Genomic DNA, 19,234 nt, shown 5'->3' on the forward strand with positions numbered 1-19,234 from the left:
CCTGGCGAGACCCCATAAGAATCATTCGACGCCAATGCGCGAACTCCGTGCAGGATCTTGAACGCGCTTAGGAGAGGAAACATGTCAAACATTTTCGGCAAAGCCAAAGAACTGGATCAGCTACTTGTCACTGCAGTCCAGGATGACAAGGAGGCAGGCATATTCCGTTGCCGGCGCGATATCTTCACCAACGCCGATCTGTTCGATCTGGAGATGAAGCACATCTTCGAGGGTAACTGGGTGTACCTAGCTCACGAGAGCCAGGTTTCCAGCAACAACGACTACTACACCACGTGGATTGGTCGTCAACCGGTGGTCGTCACGCGCGATAAGACCGGAGAATTGCATGCGGTCATCAATGCCTGTGCGCACAAGGGGGCGATGCTCTGCCGGCGCAAGCACGGCAACAAGGGCAGCTTTACGTGCCCTTTCCACGGCTGGACCTTTTCCAATGCCGGGAAGCTGCTGAAGGTGAAGGATGAGAAAACGACCGAATATCCCGTGCAATTCAATACGGACGGCTCTCATGACCTGAAAAAGGTCGCGCGCTTCCAGAACTACCGTGGGTTCCTCTTTGGCAGTCTCAATGCGGACGTTCTTCCGCTGGAGGACTACCTCGGCGAAGCGAAAGTCATCATCGACCAGATCGTTGATCAGTCGCCGAACGGGCTTGAGGTGGTGCGCGGTAATTCTTCGTACGTATACGAAGGCAATTGGAAGATGCAGATGGAGAACGGTTGCGATGGCTATCACGTGAGCACTGTTCACTGGAATTATGCCGCGACGATGGGACGGCGAAAGGAAGAGGGCACGCAGGCTGTGGATGCCAACAGCTGGAGCAAGTCGGTGGCGGGCGTGTATGGCTTCGACTACGGCCACATCCTGCTGTGGACCAACACGATGAATCCAGAAGTGCGTCCGGTCTATCGACAGCGCGACGAAATCAAGGCGCGTGTCGGCGAAGTGAAGGCGGATTTCATTGTCAAGCAGACGAGAAATCTGTGCCTGTACCCGAACGTGTTCCTGATGGACCAGTTCAGCACGCAGATCCGCGTGGTGCGCCCGATCAGCGTGGACAAGACGGAAGTCTCGATCTTCTGTTTCGCGCCCAAGGGTGAGAGCCAGGCTGACCGCGCTACGCGAATTCGTCAGTACGAGGACTTCTTCAACGTGTCCGGCATGGGTACCGCAGACGATCTGGAAGAGTTTCGCGCCTGCCAGAATGGGTACGCCGGCACCACAGCGCTTTGGAACGACCTGTCGCGAGGCGCGCCGTTGTGGGTCGATGGCCCGGACGAAAACGCAAAGAAGATGGGACTTAAGCCGCTGATTTCGGGCGAGCGTAGCGAAGATGAAGGCCTGTTCGTGTGCCAACACGAATATTGGGTGCGCGTGATGCGCGACGCGCTCAAGAAGGAACAGGAAGGAGCACAGGCATGAGTTTCGACTACCAGAAAATCTGCGCCGTGCTGTACCGCGAAGCGCGCCTGCTCGACGATAGGCAGTGGGAAGCGTGGCTCGACTGCTATGCCGAAGACGTCACGTACTGGATGCCCGCGTGGGACGACGACGACCAGCTCACCGACGACCACCAGTCGCAGATCTCGCTGATGTATTACCCGAATCGCGGCGGCCTCGAAGACCGCGTGTTCCGCATCAAGACCGAACGCAGCGGGGCCTCGATGCCGGAGCCGCGCACGAACCACAACGTCACGAACGTGGAAGTGCTGGCGGGTCGAGGCGACGAAGTGGATGTGCGCTACAACTTCCACACGCTCAGTCATCGCTACAAAACCACGGATAGCTTCTTCGGCACGATGCTCGTCACCTTGCGCAAGAGCGGCAACGACTTCCTCATTGCCTCTAAAAAGATCGTGCTGAAGAACGACTACATCCGTCAGGTGCTCGACGTTTATCACGTTTGAAGGCTCGCCTAATTGTCGTTTGACAGCGAGACCCGGTTTCAACATGGAAAAGAAGGGGACACCATGTCCAGCTACAAGATTGCACTGAATTTCGAGGACGGTGTTACCCGTTTCATCGATTGTAAAGCGGGCGAGAAGGTCCTCGATGCGGCCTTCCGCGCGAGGATCAACCTGCCGATGGATTGCTCCGACGGCGTGTGCGGCACCTGCAAGTGCCGTGCAGAAAGTGGCAGCTACGACCTCGGCGAAGACTATATCGAGGACGCGTTGACCGAGGACGAAAAGGACAGAGGCCTCGTGCTCACCTGCCAGATGGTGCCGGAAAGCGATTGCGTGATTGCGGTACCGGCGTCTTCCATCGTATGCAAAACGGGGCAGAGCAAGTTTGCCGCTACGGTGACAAAAGTCGAACAGCACAACGACGCCGCGATTGTGCTCGAACTCGATGTGGATACAGCCGAGCCCGCGTTCCTGCCGGGCCAGTACGTCAACATCAACGTGCCGGGCAGTGGCCAACACCGTTCGTATTCGTTCTCCTCTGCGCCGGGCGAATCGAAGATCAGCTTCCTGATCAAGAAGATTCCTGGCGGCGTGATGAGCACGTGGCTCGAAGCCGCACAACCGGGCACGAAGCTCGATTTGACGGGGCCGCTCGGCAGCTTCTATTTGCGCGACGTACAGCGGCCGCTGCTGTTTCTCGCAGGCGGCACGGGTCTGGCGCCGTTCCTCTCGATGCTGGAAGTGCTTGCGCGCACCAACGCGCAGCAGAAGGTGCACCTCATTTACGGCGTGACGCGTGACCTCGATCTTGTGCTGGTCGAAGCCATCGACGCCTACGCAGCGAAGCTGCCGAACTTCAGCTTCGCTACCGTCATCGCCGACGTGGATTCGAATCATCCGCGCAAGGGCTGGGTCACGCAGCACATTCCCGCCGACGCCTTGAACGATGGCGACGTCGATGTGTACCTGTGCGGCCCGCCGCCGATGGTGGACGCCGTACGCAGGTATTTTGATGACGAAGGTGTGAAGCCCAACAGCTTCCACTACGAGAAGTTCACCCCGAACGTCGTTCCGAAGGCGGCATGAACATGCAACGATTCGCAGGCAAGGTCGTCGTCGTCACCGGTGCGGCGCAGGGAATTGGGCTCGGCGTCGCGCTACGTGCGGCGGTCGAAGGCGGCAAGGTCGTGTTCGTCGATCGCGCGGATTTCGTGGCTGAAGTCGCGGCCGAGGCGAAGGGCGCTGAAACGGCGGGATTCGTCGCCGACCTCGAAACGTATGACGGCGCGAAAGCGGCCATGGATTTCGCCGCGCAACGATTTGGCGGAATCGACATTCTCATCAACGGTGTGGGCGGCGCTATCCGCATGCGTCCGTATGCGGAATTCGAGCCGGCACAGATCGATGCGGAAATCCGCCGCTCGCTCATGCCCACGCTGTACACGTGTCACGCCGTGTTGCCGCATCTGCTCGAGCGCGGGCGCGGCACCATCGTCAACGTTTCTTCGAACGCCACGTGCGGCATTCGCCGGTTGCCGTATTCGGCAGCGAAGGGCGGCGTGAATGCGATCACGCAATCGCTGGCTATGGAATACGCGGAGGACAATATCCGCGTGGTCGCCACGGCGCCCGGTGGCACCGTGGCACCGTCGCGCCGCATCCCGCGCAATGCCGCTGGTGACAGCGAGCAGGAAAAGGTCTGGATGAGCGAGGCGGTAGCGCAGGTTACCGAATCGACCTTCTTCAAGCGCTACGGCACCCTCGACGAACAGGTCGCGCCGATCCTGTTTCTCGCTTCGGACGAAGCGAGCTACATCACGGGCTCCGTATTGCCGGTTGCCGGCGGCGATCAGGGCTGACTCGCAAATGCCAGGCGCGGGTTGGTTAGAGATCGCTCGCTAATCCGAGTCCCGTTGCCTGGATTCGCGCGAGTCAAGAAGCCCAGGTTTTCCCTCAGACGTTCGTAATCAAGCTGCACAGGACGTTATTTCCATTGTGAACCGCGTCCACGGCCCTCAGACGGCACTCCCCTGATGCTGTTCATTCTTTCGTCCGCAACGGAAATATGACGGCCAACTGCTTGTTTACAAAATGTTTACGTCTGTCAGTTGATCCGCGGAAATCCTGTTTTCCCGTGCGCAACGCAAGATTAAGTTGACCAAAAATGGTCAAAATTTGCGTTGTCGCTGGGGTAAAGTTTCACTACTTTCCTCCATACAGACTTGCGCGAAGCGCGGCATGGGCCACGGACGGCTCCCCGCGCGGGATCGTGGTCGATAACGTCGGAGACACCGTCCATGCAATCCTGCTTCTCACGAGACGACTCGTCCCGTGTTCGCCCGGAACCCGGGCTCCGTCCCTGAACGATCCATTTGCATAATCGCGGTTGCGCGAGCGACCGTGCATGGTGAGCGGTGCAAAAGCAGGATCGATGCGTTCCATCGTCGAATGCGCCGGATCAGGAACAGCGAACTGGTGGTTGCGAATCTTTGCCATTGCGGCAAGGATCCGCATTGCAAGAAAGCGCTGTCGAGAAAGAATACGGAGACAAAGATGCGAAACGCTTACGAAGCGCCCATTCCCGGCGACTTTGACCAATCCGATACGAGCGAAGCTACGCGCATTGCCCGCTTCGTCCGGCTCGTCACCATCGTCGCCACGTTTGGCGGCCTGCTGTTTGGATACGACACAGGCGTCATCAACGGCGCACTCGGCTACATGAAGCGTGATTTCGGGCTCACTCCTGTAACTGAGGGGATGGTCACGAGCTTCCTGCTGCTTGGCGCCGCAATGGGCGCTGTGATTGGCGGCCACCTTGCCGATCGATATGGTCGCCGCACGAGCATCATGACGCTGGCGGTCACTTTTCTCGTTGGTACGCTCGCCTGCACATTCGCGCCCACCGTGACGGCCATGGTGATCGCGCGCTTCGTGCTGGGTCTTGCGGTTGGCGGCGCATCGGTGGCGGTTCCGACCTATCTGGCCGAGATGGCGCCCGCGGACAGACGCGGCCAGATCGTGACGCAGAACGAATTGATGATCGTCTCCGGGCAGATGCTCGCGTTCATTCTCAACGCCGTGATCGGCAACCAGTGGGGCGCGACGCACGGCATCTGGCGCTGGATGCTGGTGATCGCGACGTTGCCGGCGGTCGCGTTGTGGATCGGTATGCTGGTGATGCCCGAAAGCCCGCGCTGGCTCGCGTCCAAGGGGCGCATTGGCGATGCGCTCCGCGTGCTCAAGCGTGTTCGGGAACAGCAAAAGGTCGCGGCTGAACTCGCCGAGATCCGTCATGCGGGCGCGCAACATCGCCAGACGGGCCGCCGTGTGATTGCCGAATTGTCGACGCCCTGGATACGTCGTGTGTTCTTCATCGGTCTGGGCGTTGCCGTGGTGATGCAGGCAACCGGCGTCAACTCGATCATGTACTACGGCACGCAGATCCTCACGAGTTCCGGTTTCGGCCGGGAAACCGCGCTGATCGCCAATATCGCCAACGGTGTGATCTCCGTGCTGGCGACGTGCGTGGGTATCTACGCGCTGGGCAAGATCGGGCGGCGGCCAATGTTTATCCTCGGTCTTTCAGGGACCACGCTGTCCCTGTTGATGATCGGCCTGTTCTCGGATTGGTTGCCCGTTTCCCACTTGCGCGCGGGCTTGATCCTCTCGGCGATGGTGTGCTTCCTGAGTTTCATGCAGGCGCTGATCGCTCCGGTCAGCTGGGTGCTGCTGTCCGAACTGTTCCCGCTGAGGATTCGAGGGTTTGCGGCAGGTGTCGCGGGCTGCACACTCTGGCTCGTCAACTTCGTCATTGGCCTGTGCTTTCCATCTCTCGTGGCGCATGTCGGAATTTCCAATACCTTCTTCCTGTTCGCCGCGTTGGGGCTCGTCTCGATCACCTTCATCACGCGTTGTTTGCCGGAAACGAGGGGCCGGAGCCTCGAAGCCATCGAGGCCTGGTTCCAGGCCGGACACGACCGGTCGTCGCGGGCGGCTAGATGAGCGACTCCGCAACAGGGCAACGCGCTGGGACGGGCGCGCGTCGCAAACGCGACGCGCGCTTTGTCGAGATCGCGCTGGAAGCGGGTGTCAGTGAGTCGACGGTCAACCGCGTGCTCAACGAGCGCGGCAGCGTGTCCGAATCCGCGCGCGAGCGGGTGATTGCAGCGGCACGTCGACTGGGCGTGCGGCGCGTGTTGCCTGATGTGCGGCATGGGCTCATCCACATCGACGTGTTGCTGTCGCACGGCGATACGCCTTTCTTCCGGCGTCTGCTCGCAGCGTGGCAACGTTCGGCGCAAATCATCGACAAGCGCATCGTCCTGCACCGGACGATTCTCCCGGAGTCGGACGCCGCGGTGGTCGAGGCCATCGCGCGCTCGCGCTACAAGCGCGCAGGGCTCGTCCTGACTGCCCGGGACACCGTGCCTGTGCGCGAGGCGCTTGCGGCCGCCATTGAGCGAGGCGAATCAGTCGTGACGCTGATGACGGATATCACCGGCGTGCCGCGCGTGCATTACGCGGGCATCGACAACGTGCGCGCGGGCCGCACGGCCGGCTATTTCATCGGGCGACTGGCGCGGGCTCCGGGCCGCGTGCTGAAGCTGTGCGGCGGGTTGAGCTTCGGCGCGCACCGCGACCGCATGGCCGGTTTCCGCGAGGGTATGGCTGCCGCGCACGCGGACCTCGTCTATCAGGGCGCGGAAATCGAAACGCAGGACAACGCCGACGCCTGTTACCGCGCCGTGTCTCGCGCACTGAAGCAAGGCGATCTGGCGGGCATCTATAACAGCGGCTATGGTTCGCCCGGAATCGCTGCGGCCCTCAGGGAGTTCGGTGCAGCGGGCAAAGTCGTATGGATCGGTCACGAGATGCTCGACGAGCATCGGACCTTCATCGAAGAGGGGACGATGGATCTCGTGATCGATCAGAACCCCGACGCGCAGGTCATATCGGCACTGCAACACCTGCTGCATGCGTGTGGTGTGCTCGCCGATTCTCCTCCGGTTGGCCCGGTCGAATTCGGTGTGTTTTGCCTCGCGAATGTGCGCGAGGCGCCTTATCTTCCAGCGACGCTCTGAACGCGGACGGCGGGACGGCATGCACCGTCCACGCCGCCGCGTTCAGACGCACCTATTTCGCCAGCATCCATTCGTGCGCGGGATCGTTCCTGAAGTGCCAGACGCGCTTCGGCCCCGCCATCACGTTGAGGTAATAGCTGTTGTAGCCGTGTGGCGCGACGACCGGGTGGTATCCGCGCGGCACCATCACGACGTCGTGATTCTCGACCGCATACGCCACGTCGATGTCGCGCGAGTCGGTGTACACGCGCTGGAACGCGAACCCTTGCGGCGGATCGATGCGGTGGTAATAGGTTTCCTCGAGAAAGCTCTCTTCGGGAATGGCATCGACGTCGTGCTTGTGCGGCGGATAGCTGGACGAATGCCCGGCAGGTGTCACGACTTCGACGACCAGCAGCGACTCCGCCGGTTCGCTTTGAGGAAGAATGTCGCATACGTAGCGCGTATTCGTGCCCGCGCCGCGAACCGATCGCGCGATGGTAGCCGGCTCGATCAGGCGCGCTTCGAAGCGGCCGGTCGCCGGCGCGGTGCAAAGCGCAATCTCGACGTCATCGTGCGATTCGATCGACACGCTTTGGCGCGGCGGAACGTACACCGCATACGGAGACTGAGCCTCGAACACGCTGCGCCGCCCGCCGATCTCGCGCCAGCAATGTTGGGGCGTCGACACCGTGACGACGCCGGTCAGCACGACGACACACAATTCCACGGCGCCCGTATTGAACACGATACTTTCGCCCCTGCCCAAGCGCTTCGCGGTAAATCCCACGTGGCGCCAGCCCGCGCTTTCGGGTGTCACTGTCACGATGCCACGACCCGTTTGCTGCCCCTTGACGATCAGGTTGCTCATGCGGCCTCCTTCTGCGTGCGAGACTGTCTCCAGAGGCGGATCAGCGCCTCGAAGTTCGCGCGCACCTGAGCGACCAGGGTCTGGTCGTCGATTTCACCCGCGAGCCATGCGCGGCTCGGCTCGTAGAAAATCGTTCGGCCGACGGTGAATCCGCGGCAGGTTCGGCTCGCGCTGGCTTCGACGAAGCCGTCTGCGAGTCTTTCGATGGGGGCGTTCAAGCCGAGCAGCACCACGCCCCTGCAATACGGATCACGCTTTTCGATCAGCGCGTCGATGTCGCGCCACTCGGTCGCGCGCGGCGACTCGAGTTTCCACCAGTCCGGCTGGATGCCGAGGTCGTACAGTCTCTCCAGCGCGCGAACGATCAACGACGGTGGATTCGGTCTGTTTTTCGGCGGAATGACTTCGAGCAGCAGTTCATGACCGCTCGCCTGCACGGCGTCGTAAAGCGAGCGCAGTTGCTGCTCCTGTTCGATCCGGTGCTCGGCTTCGTCGTCGGGGTGATATTGCACGAGGCACTTCACGATGTGCTCGCGCGGCCACAAGGCGAGCGCGGTGCCAATCGAGCGGCCATGCTCGAACTGCAGCGGATTGGAGCCCGGAAGTTCGACCGGCCGGCCGATCCACCAGCCGCGGCCCGTCGCGGCGTTGAGCGCATCCTGGCCATAGCGATCGTCGATCAGCACGGCGATCTTGCCTTGCACGCCGATCTGCGCCTCGGTTTCCGCCACGGCCGCCACGAACAGTTGCTTGAGCGTCGAAATGCGCGCTTCGTCCACGCCTGCCTGCTGCGCGAGTGCGAAGAGCTGCTCACGATGATCGAACGCGAAGCCGAGCACTTCGTCCCATTTACGTCGCGCCGGGGTCACGCGATGAAGATGCGTGAGCGTGGCATCGCGATCGGGCCGCTTCATTTGCGCGGCGTTGGCGAGGAAGTAATCGAGCTCGGCCGGCGTGGGCATGGCGGGTGCGCACGCATGCCGCGAAACGACCAGCGCGCCGCAGGCATTGGCGAAGGCGCAGCAGGTCGTCTCGTCGGCGCCCGTGAGCCAGCCTTTGAGGAAACCCGAGATGAACGCGTCGCCGGCGCCAAGCACGTTGAGCACTTCGACCTGAACGCCGCGATAGTTGCGCGCGTCGTCGAGCGCAGCCGGAATCGGTCCGTCGATGATCGCGCATCCGAGCGGCCCGCGCTTGACCACGAGCGTGGCGGCCGTCAAGGCGCGCACCGCACGCAGGGCGTCGAGCAGATCGTCGCAACCGCCTGCAATGCGGAATTCTTCTTCCGTGCCGACGATGAGGTCGAACATCGGCACAATGCCGCGCAGATGCTCGCTCACGCTGCCGTTGGCGATGAAGCGGGTTTCGCCATCGGCCTTGCCGGTAAGTCCCCACAGGACAGGACGATAGTCGATATCGAGCACGGTGCGCACGTCATTGCGACGCGCATATTCCAGCGCCTTCATGCTCGCGCGATGCACCTGCGGCGTAGAGAAGTGCGTGCCGGTGATGAGCAGCGCGCGGCTCGAGGCGATGAACGACTCGTCGAAGTCGGCTTCATCCAGCGCCATGTCGGCACAGTTCTCGCGGTAGAACACAAGCGGGAACGTTTCGCGATCCTTAAGACCAAGTAGCACGAGAGCGGTCAGGCGTTGCGGGTCGGTGACGACATGGCTCACGTCGCAGCCCTCGCGCGTGAGCGCGTTCACGAGGAATCGCCCCATGTGGTCGTTGCCGACACGCGAGAGCATGGCCGACTTCAGACCGAGCCTTGCGCAGCCGAAGGCGATGTTGGCCGAGGAACCGCCAAGATAGCGGGCGAAGCTTGAGACGTCTTCGAGCGGGGCACCGATCTGTTGCGCGTAGAGATCGACCGCGAGCCGGCCGAGGCAGATCACGTCGAATTTTCGGTCGGGCGCGAGCGTTGGATTTTGCGCGGCGTTTTGCACCGGGTTTTGCACGATGGGTGCTCCTGTTGCGTTGTGTAGTGTCAGGCGAAAAGCATGGACTGGCGGGTCACTTCAGGCCGAGGCCGCGCTGGACGGCGTCGAGCATCATCCGGGACGACTCGTCCGCGCGTTCCTCCCAGGCGAAGACCGCGACGGTCGCGATGCCGTCGAATCCGATGTCGCGCACGGAGCGGAAGAACGTGTCCCAGGGAATCTCGCCCTGCCCGATGTCGAGATGCTGATGCACCGTCGCGGTGACGCCTGGAGGATTCACGATGTAGCGCAGATTCGACGATGCACGGTGGTTGTACGTGTCGGCGATGATCAGGTGAGTGAGCTTCGGCTTCGCGTAGTCGAGCATGGCCGCGATGTCGCCTTTGCCGTCATCGTAGAAGTACGTGTGCGGGACGGCGTAGAGGTAGTTGAGCCACGGTTTGTCGAGGCCGCGGATGATGTCTACGGACTCGTTGTTGCGCTCGCAGAAGTCGTAAGGGTGGGCCTGAATGTCGAGCTTGATGCCATCACGCTCGAACACCGGCAGCAGTTCCTCCATCGAGCGCATGAACTGCTGTTCACACACCAGCGCATTGTCGGACTGGCCGCTGAATTCCGTATTCATGAGGTCGCATTCCATGTCCACGGCAACCTGAATCGCGCGCTTCCAGTTGCGCACCGCGGCTTCGCGCATCGCTTCGTCGGGATGCGACCAGTGGTAGAGCGGCAGCAGCGAGGAGAGCTTGACGCCGTTCTCGCGCAATGCGTGCTTGAACTCGCGCACGCGTGCTTTGTCCACGCGCGGATACTTGTAGAACGGCAGGAAATCTTCCCGCGGCGAGAGTTCGATGTATTCGTAGCCGAGTTCGGCCACTTTCTCGACCATCTGCGGAATCGGCAGATGGCGGTACATGTAGGGATCGAGGGCGATGCGCATGTCGGTTCCTGATTGAGAGTCTGTAGAAAAGGGAGATCAATACCGCCGGGCGCGGTTGAGCGCCAGCTTCATGAGCCGGGATGCTTCGTCGACGGCTGCGCTCGTGGAAACTTCCGGCACGCCCACGTGCCACCACGATCCGTACTTGTGCACCATGGTTTTCGGCAGCACCTTGATGTCGATGAGTGTCGAGACGCTCTGCGTGCGCGCGTCGTCGAGCGCTGCGACAAGTTCATCCATCGACTTGACCGTGTACGTTTTGCAGCCGTAAGCGGCCGCGTTGGCTGCGAAGTCGATGGGCACGAAGCCGCCCGTCAGTGCGCCTGCCTCGCTGTCACGAAAGCGGAACTCAGTCCCGAAACTTCCCATGCCGTGCTCCATCTGCAGGTTGTTGATGCAGCCGAACGTCATGTTGTCGAACAGCAGGACATTGATCTTGCGGCGCTCCTGAATGGAGGTGACGAGCTCGGAGTGGAGCATCATGTAAGAGCCGTCGCCGACGAATGCGAACACCTCCTTGTGCGGCTGCGCGAGCTTCACGCCCAGTGCGGCGTTGACTTCATAACCCATGCACGAATAGCCGTATTCGACGTGATAGCTGTCTTCTCCCTTCGGTCGCCAGATGCGTTGCAGGTCGCCCGGCAGGCTGCCGGCGGCGGCGACAACCACGTCGCGATCGGTCAGCTTCTCGTTCAGCAGCCCCAGCACCTGGGTCTGCGTGAGTGACGAGCCGGTCAATCGGACGAACTCGTCGAGCACGCCGCGATCGAGGTGGTCATCGATTTCCGGTACGAATTGTTCCGGCGTATAGCGCACCTGATGGACACGCTCTTCCTCGGCGCGCATACGCGCAATCGCATTTGCGATATCGCTTCGGCGGCCGGAAGAGAATGCGATGCCTTCGAATGCTTCCGAAAGCGCATTGATACCTGGTTCGGCATCCGAAACAATCGATACTGCATCGAGCTTGCCGGCGTCGAACGCACTGGTGTTCAGATTGACGAACTGAACCTCGGGAGACTGGAACAGCCACTTCGAGGCGGTCGTGAAGTCCGTATAGCGCGTGCCAACGCCGATGACGAGATCGGCCTCACGTGCGATTTCGTTTGCGGCAAGCGAGCCCGTTTCGCCGATTCCGCCCAGATTGAGCGGGTGATCCCACGCCATCGAGCCCTTGCCGGCCTGGGTGTGCGCAACCGGAATGCCGAATCGCTCGGCGAACCGAACCAGTGCCTTTTGGGCATTGGCGTAGCGCACGCCGCCTCCGCAAACGAGCAGCGGCCGGCTCTTGCGAGCAGCGACGGCGGCGGCGCGCGCCACGGCGGCGGCCGCTGGTGGCCGGCGCTCGATGTAGTGCACGCGCTTCGCGAAGAAGTAGTCGGGGTAGTCGAACGCTTCGGCCTGAACGTCCTGCGGAAGGGCGAGCGTCACGGCGCCTGTTTCCGCAGGATCGGTCAGCACGCGCATGGCGTTGATGCATGCGCTCATGAGTTGCTCGGGGCGCACGATGCGATCCCAGTACTTGCTGACCGGGCGGAACACGTCATTGGTGCTGATGGAGAGATCGTGCGACTGCTCGATCTGCTGGAGCACAGGGTCGGGTTGGCGTCCGGCGTGGACGTCGCCAGGAAGCAGCAGCAGGGGGATGCGGTTCGCGGTCGCGGTGGCCGCAGCCGTCACCATGTTCGCCGCGCCGGGACCGACCGACGACGTACAGGCGTAGATCTGGCGGCGTCTGCTTTGCCTCGCGAAGCCGATGGCCGCGTGAGCCATGCCCTGCTCATTTCTTCCCTGATGCACGACGAGGTCGCCCGCGTCCTGCTCGAGCGCCTGGCCGATGCCGAGGACATTGCCGTGTCCGAAGATGGTGAACACGCCCTTGACGAATTTCGTCTGCTCGCCATCGAACTCGACGTACTGGTTATCGAGAAATCGAACGAGCGCCTGTGCCGTCGTTAGCCTGATGTGACCCATGTGTGATCCGTGCGGTGATGAAAGTGTGTTTGCGGTACTCATGCGATGAGTCGCGCAGCCGGACAGGCTGCCGTTGCATCGCGATGCCGGGTGGGGCAGAAGGCAATACGCACGAGAGGCGGAGGTCTTCGCAGCCCTGGAGGGGAAGAAGGGAAGGTCATTGGCTGTCTCCAACATTTTTCTCTGCCGCGAAGACGCTGACCCGCGGCGGGTGTGTCGTTCGAGCTTTCGATGACAAAGTTAGGCGAGCGCCGTGCAGGCGACAACCGAAACATTGACCATTTCTGGTCAGGCCTCGCAGCCCGGAATCACCGGGGAAAACACCGATCGATGCCGCGCAACCCGGCCGTCATGGATGAACCTGGAAATGCTGCAGGGTGTGACCAGATCTGGTCATTTTTCTTGTTGCGGCGGCAGGGCGCCTCTCTAAACTTCGGCTCACAGACACAAACGACACATCGGCCCCGTTGTTCACCTGACACGGAAAAGGCCTGGCAGCCGGAGACGCATACATGCCATTCCCTAGGCTTCTCCCTATGCCGTTGGACAACGTTGACGTGTCGTCAACTTTTGCGTGACTGGCGGCAGGGCGTTCTCACTCCTGGCGAGCGAATGCACACGATCCAGTCAGACGGGATTTTCAAAAACTTAGGATTTCGATATATGAAGAACAAGCTTCGTGTCGCGGTAGTGGGTGCGGGTCTCATGGGCGCGGACCATGTCGAGCGCATCGCGAACCGGATTGTCGGTGCTGAGGTCGTCGCGGTTGTCGATGTCGATGTGGAGCGCGCACAGCAAGCCGCGAGCAAGGCGCCGGGCGCTACAGCGGAAGCGGATATTGCGCCGGTTCTGGCGGAAGAGCGCGTTGACGCCGTAGTGATTGCGACGCCGGGTTTTCTGCATGAAAAGACTTTGCTTCAGGTTCTCGACCACGGGTTGCCGGTTCTATGCGAGAAGCCGCTTACGCCCGACGCGGAATCGGCATGGCGAATCGTCGAAGCGGAGCGCAAGCTCGGTCGCAAGCTCATTCAGGTGGGCTTCATGCGGCGGTTCGACGCCGAGTACCGGCAACTGCGCGAGATTCTCACGTCGAAGGAACTGGGCGATCCGTTGCTGCTGCACTTCTCGCATCGCAACGGCACAACGCCTGCGAATTTCACGAGCCAGATGCTGGTGAACGATTCGGTGGTGCACGAGTTTGACGGCATCCGCTTCATCACGGGAGAGGAGATCGCCTCGGTGCAGGTGCGGCTCGGTCGTCCGACGCGGCACGCCCATCCTGGCCAGCATGATCCCCAACAGGTGCTGATCGAAACGACAAGCGGGGTGCTCGCCGACGTCGAGATCTTCGTCAATGCGCAGTTCGGCTATCAGGTCGCCGCGCAGGCTGTGTTCGAAGACGGCATCGTCAACATCGGAAGCGATGGCGGCCCGTACGTGCGCAGCGCCGGTCGTTGGGGTGGTGCGGTGACGCCAAGCTTCGTCGAGCGTTTCCGTCCCGCATTCGATCTCGAACTGCAGACGTGGGTCGACGCAGCACGCCGAGGAACGATCGACGGGCCTTCCGCATGGGATGGCTACGCGACGGCGGCATGCTGCGAAGCAGGCGTTGCCGCGCAGCAGAGTGGAGAAAAGGTACGCGTATCGCTCAAGGAAAAACCGGCGCTTTACCGCGACGCCTGAGCGCTTGCTGCCCAATTACATTCAATAGATTTAAAGCACGGAGAAAACGATGAAGCTTTCGTTCTGCACGGACAGCCTTGGCTATCTGCCCTTTGAACAAATGCTCGACAAGCTGTGTGAGATGGAGGTGTTCGGTGTGGAAATGACGGCCGGCGGCTGGTCGTCGGCCCCGCACCTGCGAGCCGACGAGTTGCTCGCCGACGCTGGCAAGCGGCGTGCGTTGCACGCGGCGCTGGAAAGCCGCGGCATGGAAATCGCAGCGCTCAATGTGTCGGGCAATCCGCTGGATCCGGGCGAACTGGGCAAGAAGCACAAGGCGGACATGGAGAAGACGATCCGTCTTGCCGGCGAACTTGGCGTAAAGAAGATCGTGGCGATGAGCGGTCTGCCGCCCGCGAGTCCGGAGGATAGCGTGCCGAACTGGATTACCTACACCACCAGTTGGCCCGCGACGCTCAAGGGGTGTCTCGACTACCAGTGGAACGATGTCGCGATTCCTTACTGGCGCAAGCTTGTCAGCCAGGCCACTGAAGCCGGCGTCGAGAAGTTCGCGCTGGAGAACTTCAGTGCGATGCTGGTCTGGAATCCCGAAACGCTTTTCCGCCTGCGAGAAGGCGTGGGCCCGATGGTTGGCCTGAATCTCGATCCCAGCCATCTGATCTGGATGGGTGCCGATCCGATCGCCGCTGCGCGCGCACTGGGCGACGCCATTCATCACGTGCACGGCAAGGACGCGCGCCTCGAGCGCGGGCTAGTCGACGTGAATGGCCTGCTTGAGACGAAGCCGGTCGAGGAAGTGGGGCGCCGCGCATGGAACTACGTCGCGGTTGGCTGCGGCAAGGATCTTCAGTGGTGGAAGGAATTCTTCTCGGTGGTCCGCATGACGGGATACAACGACTGGGTCTCGCTGGAGATGGAAGACCTCACGATGTCGGTTGAAGCAGGCATCACAACTTCCATCGACGCGCTCAAACAGACGATCAGCAGGTAGCAGCGCGTGAGTTCCCGAGTGCCAGCGATCGCCTACCCAAGGGACGTACTGGCACTCAGGAGGAAATCAGAATAATTCATAGATGGAGACAGCACATGTTCCGCATTCAGGAAATCACTCAAATCGCCAGGATTTCGTACTGTCCCCTCGCGTTTTCGGACTGACAAACGAGCGGCGGGCGATATCCGCCCGCAAATCCGTACGCCATCCGTACATCTTCGCGCTTGACGTCGCAACGCCACGCACGGCTGACCCGCGTAAGGGGGCGATGTCGCGCGCATGTGAGGAGCAGGACCATGGCTTCAGAGCAGGAAAACTACGTGCTGGAAATGCGGGAGGTCACGAAGGCATTTCCGGGCGTGCTCGCGCTCGACAAGGTGACACTCAAGGTACGTGCAGGCACAACGCATGTGCTGGTCGGTGAGAACGGCGCGGGAAAGTCTACGCTGATGAAGATCCTGAGCGGCGAGCACCGCGTCGATTCCGGCGAAATCTATTTCAAGGGCGCGCCGTTTGCGCCGCGCGGCCCGAAGGCCGCACTCGAGATCGGCGTGGCGATGATCCATCAGGAATTGAGTCCCGTACTCGATATGACCATCGCCGAGAACATCTTCCTTGGGCGCGAGCCCACCGCGCCGGGGTTTGGCCCGTTCGCGCGCCCCTTCGTAGATTTCGGCCGTATGTTGCGCGAAACACGCGGGCTGCTCGATCGCCTCGGGCTCAAATACGATCCGCGGCAAAAGATGCGCGAGTTGAGCGTGGCGGGCATGCAACTCATCGAAATCAGCAAGGCGATCTCGCGCGGTGCTTCGCTCATCATCATGGACGAACCGACCTCCGCGATCAGCGACACCGAAGTAGACATGCTGTTCGCGCAGATCCGCGATTTGAAGGCGCGTGGTGTGGCGATCATCTACATCAGCCACAAGATGGATGAGATCTTCCAGATCGCCGACGACATCACGATCATTCGTGATGGCCGGTACGTGGATTCCGGTCCCGCGAGCGCCTACGACGAATCGAAGCTGATCTCGCAGATGGTCGGCCGCACCATCTCGAACATCTTCCCGAAGCTGGAAGCGCCCATCGGCGAAACGGTGCTCGAAGTGCGCAACGCAACGCGGCGCGGCGTGTTCCGCAATATCAGCTTTAGCGTGCGCAGCGGCGAAATCGTGGGCCTCGCGGGGCTCATTGGCGCAGGGCGCACCGAGGTCGCGCGGGCGATCTTCGGGCTCGATCCACTGGACGAAGGGCAGATCGTACTCAAGGGCAACGCGTTGAAGCTGAAAGGCAGCGCGAGCGCAATCAAGCATGGTATTGCGATGGTTTCCGAGGACCGCAAGGCCGAAGGACTGGTGTTGTGCCGATCGGTTCAGGAAAACATCTCTCTCGCGAATCTCGGCAAGTTCGTGAAGCGCGGTTTGATCGACGCAGCTCGCGAGCGCACCGCGGCAAGCGAGATGCGCGAAATGCTGAAAATCAAGACAGCCGACCTGCACACGACGACCGGCAATCTGAGTGGCGGCAATCAGCAGAAGATCGTCATCGCCAAATGGCTACTAGGTGACCTGAATGTGCTCATTCTCGACGAACCGACGCGAGGCATCGATGTCGGGTCGAAGTCGGAGATTCACCGACTCATGTCGCAATTCGCCCAGCGGGGACTCGCAATAATCATGATTTCGTCGGAATTGCCCGAGATTCTGGGCATGAGCGATCGCGTGATCGTCATGCACGAGGGCGCGGTCATGGGTGAGCTGGATCGCAGCGAGGCGTCGCAGGAACGGATCATGAAATTGGCTACTGGAGGTCAATGATGTTGAACAGCATGAATGGAAAAGCCATGTCGCCGCGTGAAAGCGCGATATCGAGAATCAAGGGCGCAAGTCTCGCGGCGATCTACAGGAAGTACGGAACGGTACTGATCTTTATTGGCATCGTCGTTCTCGCGTCCTTCGTGAGCGATGCGTTTCTGACCGTATCGAATCTGACGAACGTTTTGCGGCAGGTGGTGGTCGTGAGCCTCCTGGCCAGCGGGGTCACGTTCATCATCATTCTCGGTCAGATTGACGTTTCGCTTGGCGCGGTGGTCGCGTTGACGGGCACCATCGCCGCAAGCGTGATGTCCGCAACCGGAAGCATTGCGCTCGCCGTGGCGGCAGGCATTGCGATGGGTATCGTCGTTGGCTTCGTCAATGGCTTCGTCGTCACGCAATTTGGCATTCCGTCGTTCATCACGACGCTCGCGATGACCACCGTCGCACGGGGAGGCGTCCTGCTTTACACGGGCGGGGTGCCGGTGAGCGATCTCGGGAACTTCGGTGTGATCGGCCAGGGTTCCGTGGGCCCCATCCCGATCTCGGTGCTGATTCTCATTGCCGTCCTGCTGGTCTCGTGGGTCCTGTTGAACCGCACAAAATTCGGCCGCTATGTCTACGCCACGGGTGGCAATAGCAAGGCCGCGCTCGCTTCAGGCATCAACACGCGAAAGGTCACGATGACCGCGTTCATCTACAGCGGCATTCTCACGGCCGTTGCCGGCATCGTGCTGATGTCGCGCATCAATTCGGGGCAGCCCGCAGGCGGTGTCGGTTACGAGTTCGATGCGATCACCGCGGTCGTGGTGGGCGGCACGAGCCTGATGGGTGGCACGGGAACGATCATGGGCTCGATGATTGGCTCGCTGATCATCGGCGTCATCAACAACATTCTCAATCTTCTGAACGTGAGTTCCTACTGGCAGCAGATTGCCAAGGGGTTGATCATCGCCGTCGCCGTCATTCTCGACGTGAAGACGAAGAACAGCGGCTCGAAAAGAAAGCCGCAAGCAACCTGAGAGACGGTTCGAAGTTTCGCATTCCAGCAGTCACAACGTAGTGAGAAACCAGTCAGACACCAGGAGGAGCACATGAAGGCATGGAAACGAATCGCCGCAGTCGCAGTGGGATTGATGGTCATGGCGGGCGGCGCCGCCGCGGCGGGAAAGAAGTTTGTGGTTGGCTACACCAATCTCGCCGACACCGACGTATTCACGATGACCCGAAAGACCGCGTTCGGTAACGCGGTCAAGGCTGACCCGGACCTGAGCGTCATCTATACCGATGCGAACGGTGACGTCAGTCGGCAACTCGACCAGATCGACAATTTCATTGCGCAGAAGGTCAGCGCGATCGTCATCGTCCCGGTCGACTATCAAGGCATCGTTCCGGGCGTCGAACGGGCGAACAAGGCGGGCATTCCCGTCATTGCGCTTGGCATTCAGTCAGCCGGCGGCAAATATACCTTCGTCGGCTCGAAGAATTTCGATGCTGGGCGCCTGCAGGGTGAATTCATGGACGCCAAACTGCCGAAGAATGCACAGATCCTGTACCTGCAAGGCACGCCCGGACTCTACCACTCGAAGGAGCGTCTCGCCGGGTTCACGCAAACGCTGGCAAAGCGCCCGGATGTGAAAATCCTCTCGAACCTGCCCGCGGATTACGACCGCGCCCAAGGCATGAAAGTAACCGAGGACTGGGTTGAGCGTTACCAGAAATTCGACGCGGTCATCGCTGCGAATGACCAGATGGCGCTTGGCGCACTCGAAGCGTTGAAGACCGCCGGACGATTGAAAGGCGTCATGATCTCGGGTGTCGATGGCACGGCCGACGCGCTCCACGCCATCCACGCAGGAGACATGTCGCAGACGATTTTCCAGAATGCAAAGGGACAGGCGGTCGCCGCGTATCAGGTGATCGAAACGATCAAGGGTGGCAAGACGCCGCCGCCGGAAGTGATCGTGCCGTTCGAGTCCGTCACCCAGGACAACGTCGCCTCGTACCTGAAGTAGGCGACGTTCATTCGTTGCCGC

The 19,234-nt window shown here is 61.0% G+C and carries 15 protein-coding genes; 11 read left to right on the plus strand and 4 right to left on the minus strand.

All coding sequences use genetic code 11. From position 1 onward, the window contains the following. Positions 1–81: 81 nt before the first annotated feature. The 6 genes from U5A52_RS32765 (at position 82) to U5A52_RS32790 (ending at position 7,006) form a co-directional block, all read left to right on the plus strand. Positions 82–1,440, plus strand: coding sequence for a Rieske 2Fe-2S domain-containing protein (locus U5A52_RS32765; protein ID WP_321915954.1), 1,359 nt, complete (start codon positions 82–84; stop codon positions 1,438–1,440). Then, the gene (gene benB, locus U5A52_RS32770) at positions 1,437–1,925 is read left to right on the plus strand and encodes a benzoate 1,2-dioxygenase small subunit (protein WP_321938043.1); all 489 of its coding nucleotides are present in this window, start codon (positions 1,437–1,439) and stop codon (positions 1,923–1,925) included. The genes U5A52_RS32765 and benB overlap by 4 nt, the downstream gene beginning before the upstream one ends. Before the next feature lie 63 nt (positions 1,926–1,988). Continuing rightward, positions 1,989–3,011, plus strand: coding sequence for a benzoate 1,2-dioxygenase electron transfer component BenC (benC, locus tag U5A52_RS32775; protein ID WP_321938044.1), 1,023 nt, complete (start codon positions 1,989–1,991; stop codon positions 3,009–3,011). Then, positions 3,008–3,784: a benzoate diol dehydrogenase BenD gene (benD, locus tag U5A52_RS32780; protein WP_321938045.1), complete on the plus strand. Its 777-nt coding sequence runs from the start codon at positions 3,008–3,010 to the stop codon at positions 3,782–3,784. The genes benC and benD overlap by 4 nt, the downstream gene beginning before the upstream one ends. 694 nt (positions 3,785–4,478) lie before the next feature. Further along, positions 4,479–5,927 carry a sugar porter family MFS transporter gene (locus U5A52_RS32785; RefSeq protein ID WP_321938047.1) on the plus strand — a complete coding sequence of 483 codons (1,449 nt, stop codon included), beginning with the start codon at positions 4,479–4,481 and terminating at the stop codon, positions 5,925–5,927. Beyond that, positions 5,924–7,006, plus strand: coding sequence for a LacI family DNA-binding transcriptional regulator (locus U5A52_RS32790; protein ID WP_321915959.1), 1,083 nt, complete (start codon positions 5,924–5,926; stop codon positions 7,004–7,006). Before U5A52_RS32785 ends, U5A52_RS32790 begins: the two co-directional genes overlap by 4 nt. A 52-nt stretch (positions 7,007–7,058) precedes the next feature. Here the strand turns inward: U5A52_RS32790 and iolB are convergent, their stop codons facing one another. Genes iolB through iolD form a run of 4 tightly spaced genes read right to left on the minus strand, consistent with a single transcriptional unit; the run spans position 7,059 to position 12,710 of the window. Continuing rightward, complete coding sequence (iolB, locus tag U5A52_RS32795) at positions 7,059–7,856, minus strand: 5-deoxy-glucuronate isomerase (protein WP_321915960.1); 798 nt, start codon at positions 7,854–7,856, stop codon at positions 7,059–7,061. Further along, positions 7,853–9,817 (minus strand): bifunctional 5-dehydro-2-deoxygluconokinase/5-dehydro-2-deoxyphosphogluconate aldolase, encoded by a 1,965-nt coding sequence (locus U5A52_RS32800; RefSeq protein WP_321938049.1) that lies wholly within the window; start codon positions 9,815–9,817, stop codon positions 7,853–7,855. Before U5A52_RS32800 ends, iolB begins: the two co-directional genes overlap by 4 nt. A 55-nt stretch (positions 9,818–9,872) precedes the next feature. Next, the gene (locus U5A52_RS32805; RefSeq protein WP_321938051.1) at positions 9,873–10,736 is read right to left on the minus strand and encodes a sugar phosphate isomerase/epimerase family protein; all 864 of its coding nucleotides are present in this window, start codon (positions 10,734–10,736) and stop codon (positions 9,873–9,875) included. Between the two features lie 36 nt (positions 10,737–10,772). Beyond that, a complete protein-coding gene (iolD, locus tag U5A52_RS32810; RefSeq protein ID WP_321938053.1) occupies positions 10,773–12,710 on the minus strand; it encodes a 3D-(3,5/4)-trihydroxycyclohexane-1,2-dione acylhydrolase (decyclizing) in 1,938 nt (645 codons plus the stop codon). A gap of 663 nt (positions 12,711–13,373) precedes the next feature. Here iolD and U5A52_RS32815 point away from each other — a divergent pair. The 5 genes from U5A52_RS32815 (at position 13,374) to U5A52_RS32835 (ending at position 19,213) form a co-directional block, all read left to right on the plus strand. Then, positions 13,374–14,393, plus strand: coding sequence for a Gfo/Idh/MocA family oxidoreductase (locus U5A52_RS32815; RefSeq protein ID WP_321938055.1), 1,020 nt, complete (start codon positions 13,374–13,376; stop codon positions 14,391–14,393). Positions 14,394–14,442: 49 nt separating this feature from the next. Further along, positions 14,443–15,384: a sugar phosphate isomerase/epimerase gene (locus tag U5A52_RS32820; protein ID WP_321915965.1), complete on the plus strand. Its 942-nt coding sequence runs from the start codon at positions 14,443–14,445 to the stop codon at positions 15,382–15,384. Between the two features lie 296 nt (positions 15,385–15,680). After that, positions 15,681–17,201: a sugar ABC transporter ATP-binding protein gene (locus tag U5A52_RS32825; RefSeq protein ID WP_321938056.1), complete on the plus strand. Its 1,521-nt coding sequence runs from the start codon at positions 15,681–15,683 to the stop codon at positions 17,199–17,201. Positions 17,202–17,227: 26 nt separating this feature from the next. After that, on the plus strand, positions 17,228–18,220 hold the full coding sequence (locus U5A52_RS32830; protein ID WP_321915967.1) for an ABC transporter permease: 993 nt from the start codon (positions 17,228–17,230) through the stop codon (positions 18,218–18,220). Between the two features lie 72 nt (positions 18,221–18,292). Next, positions 18,293–19,213, plus strand: a complete 921-nt coding sequence (locus U5A52_RS32835) for a sugar ABC transporter substrate-binding protein (protein ID WP_321915968.1) — start codon at positions 18,293–18,295, stop codon at positions 19,211–19,213. Positions 19,214–19,234 lie beyond the last annotated feature (21 nt).

Source organism: Paraburkholderia sp. J8-2 (assembly GCF_905220195.1).
Lineage (GTDB): Bacteria > Pseudomonadota > Gammaproteobacteria > Burkholderiales > Burkholderiaceae > Paraburkholderia.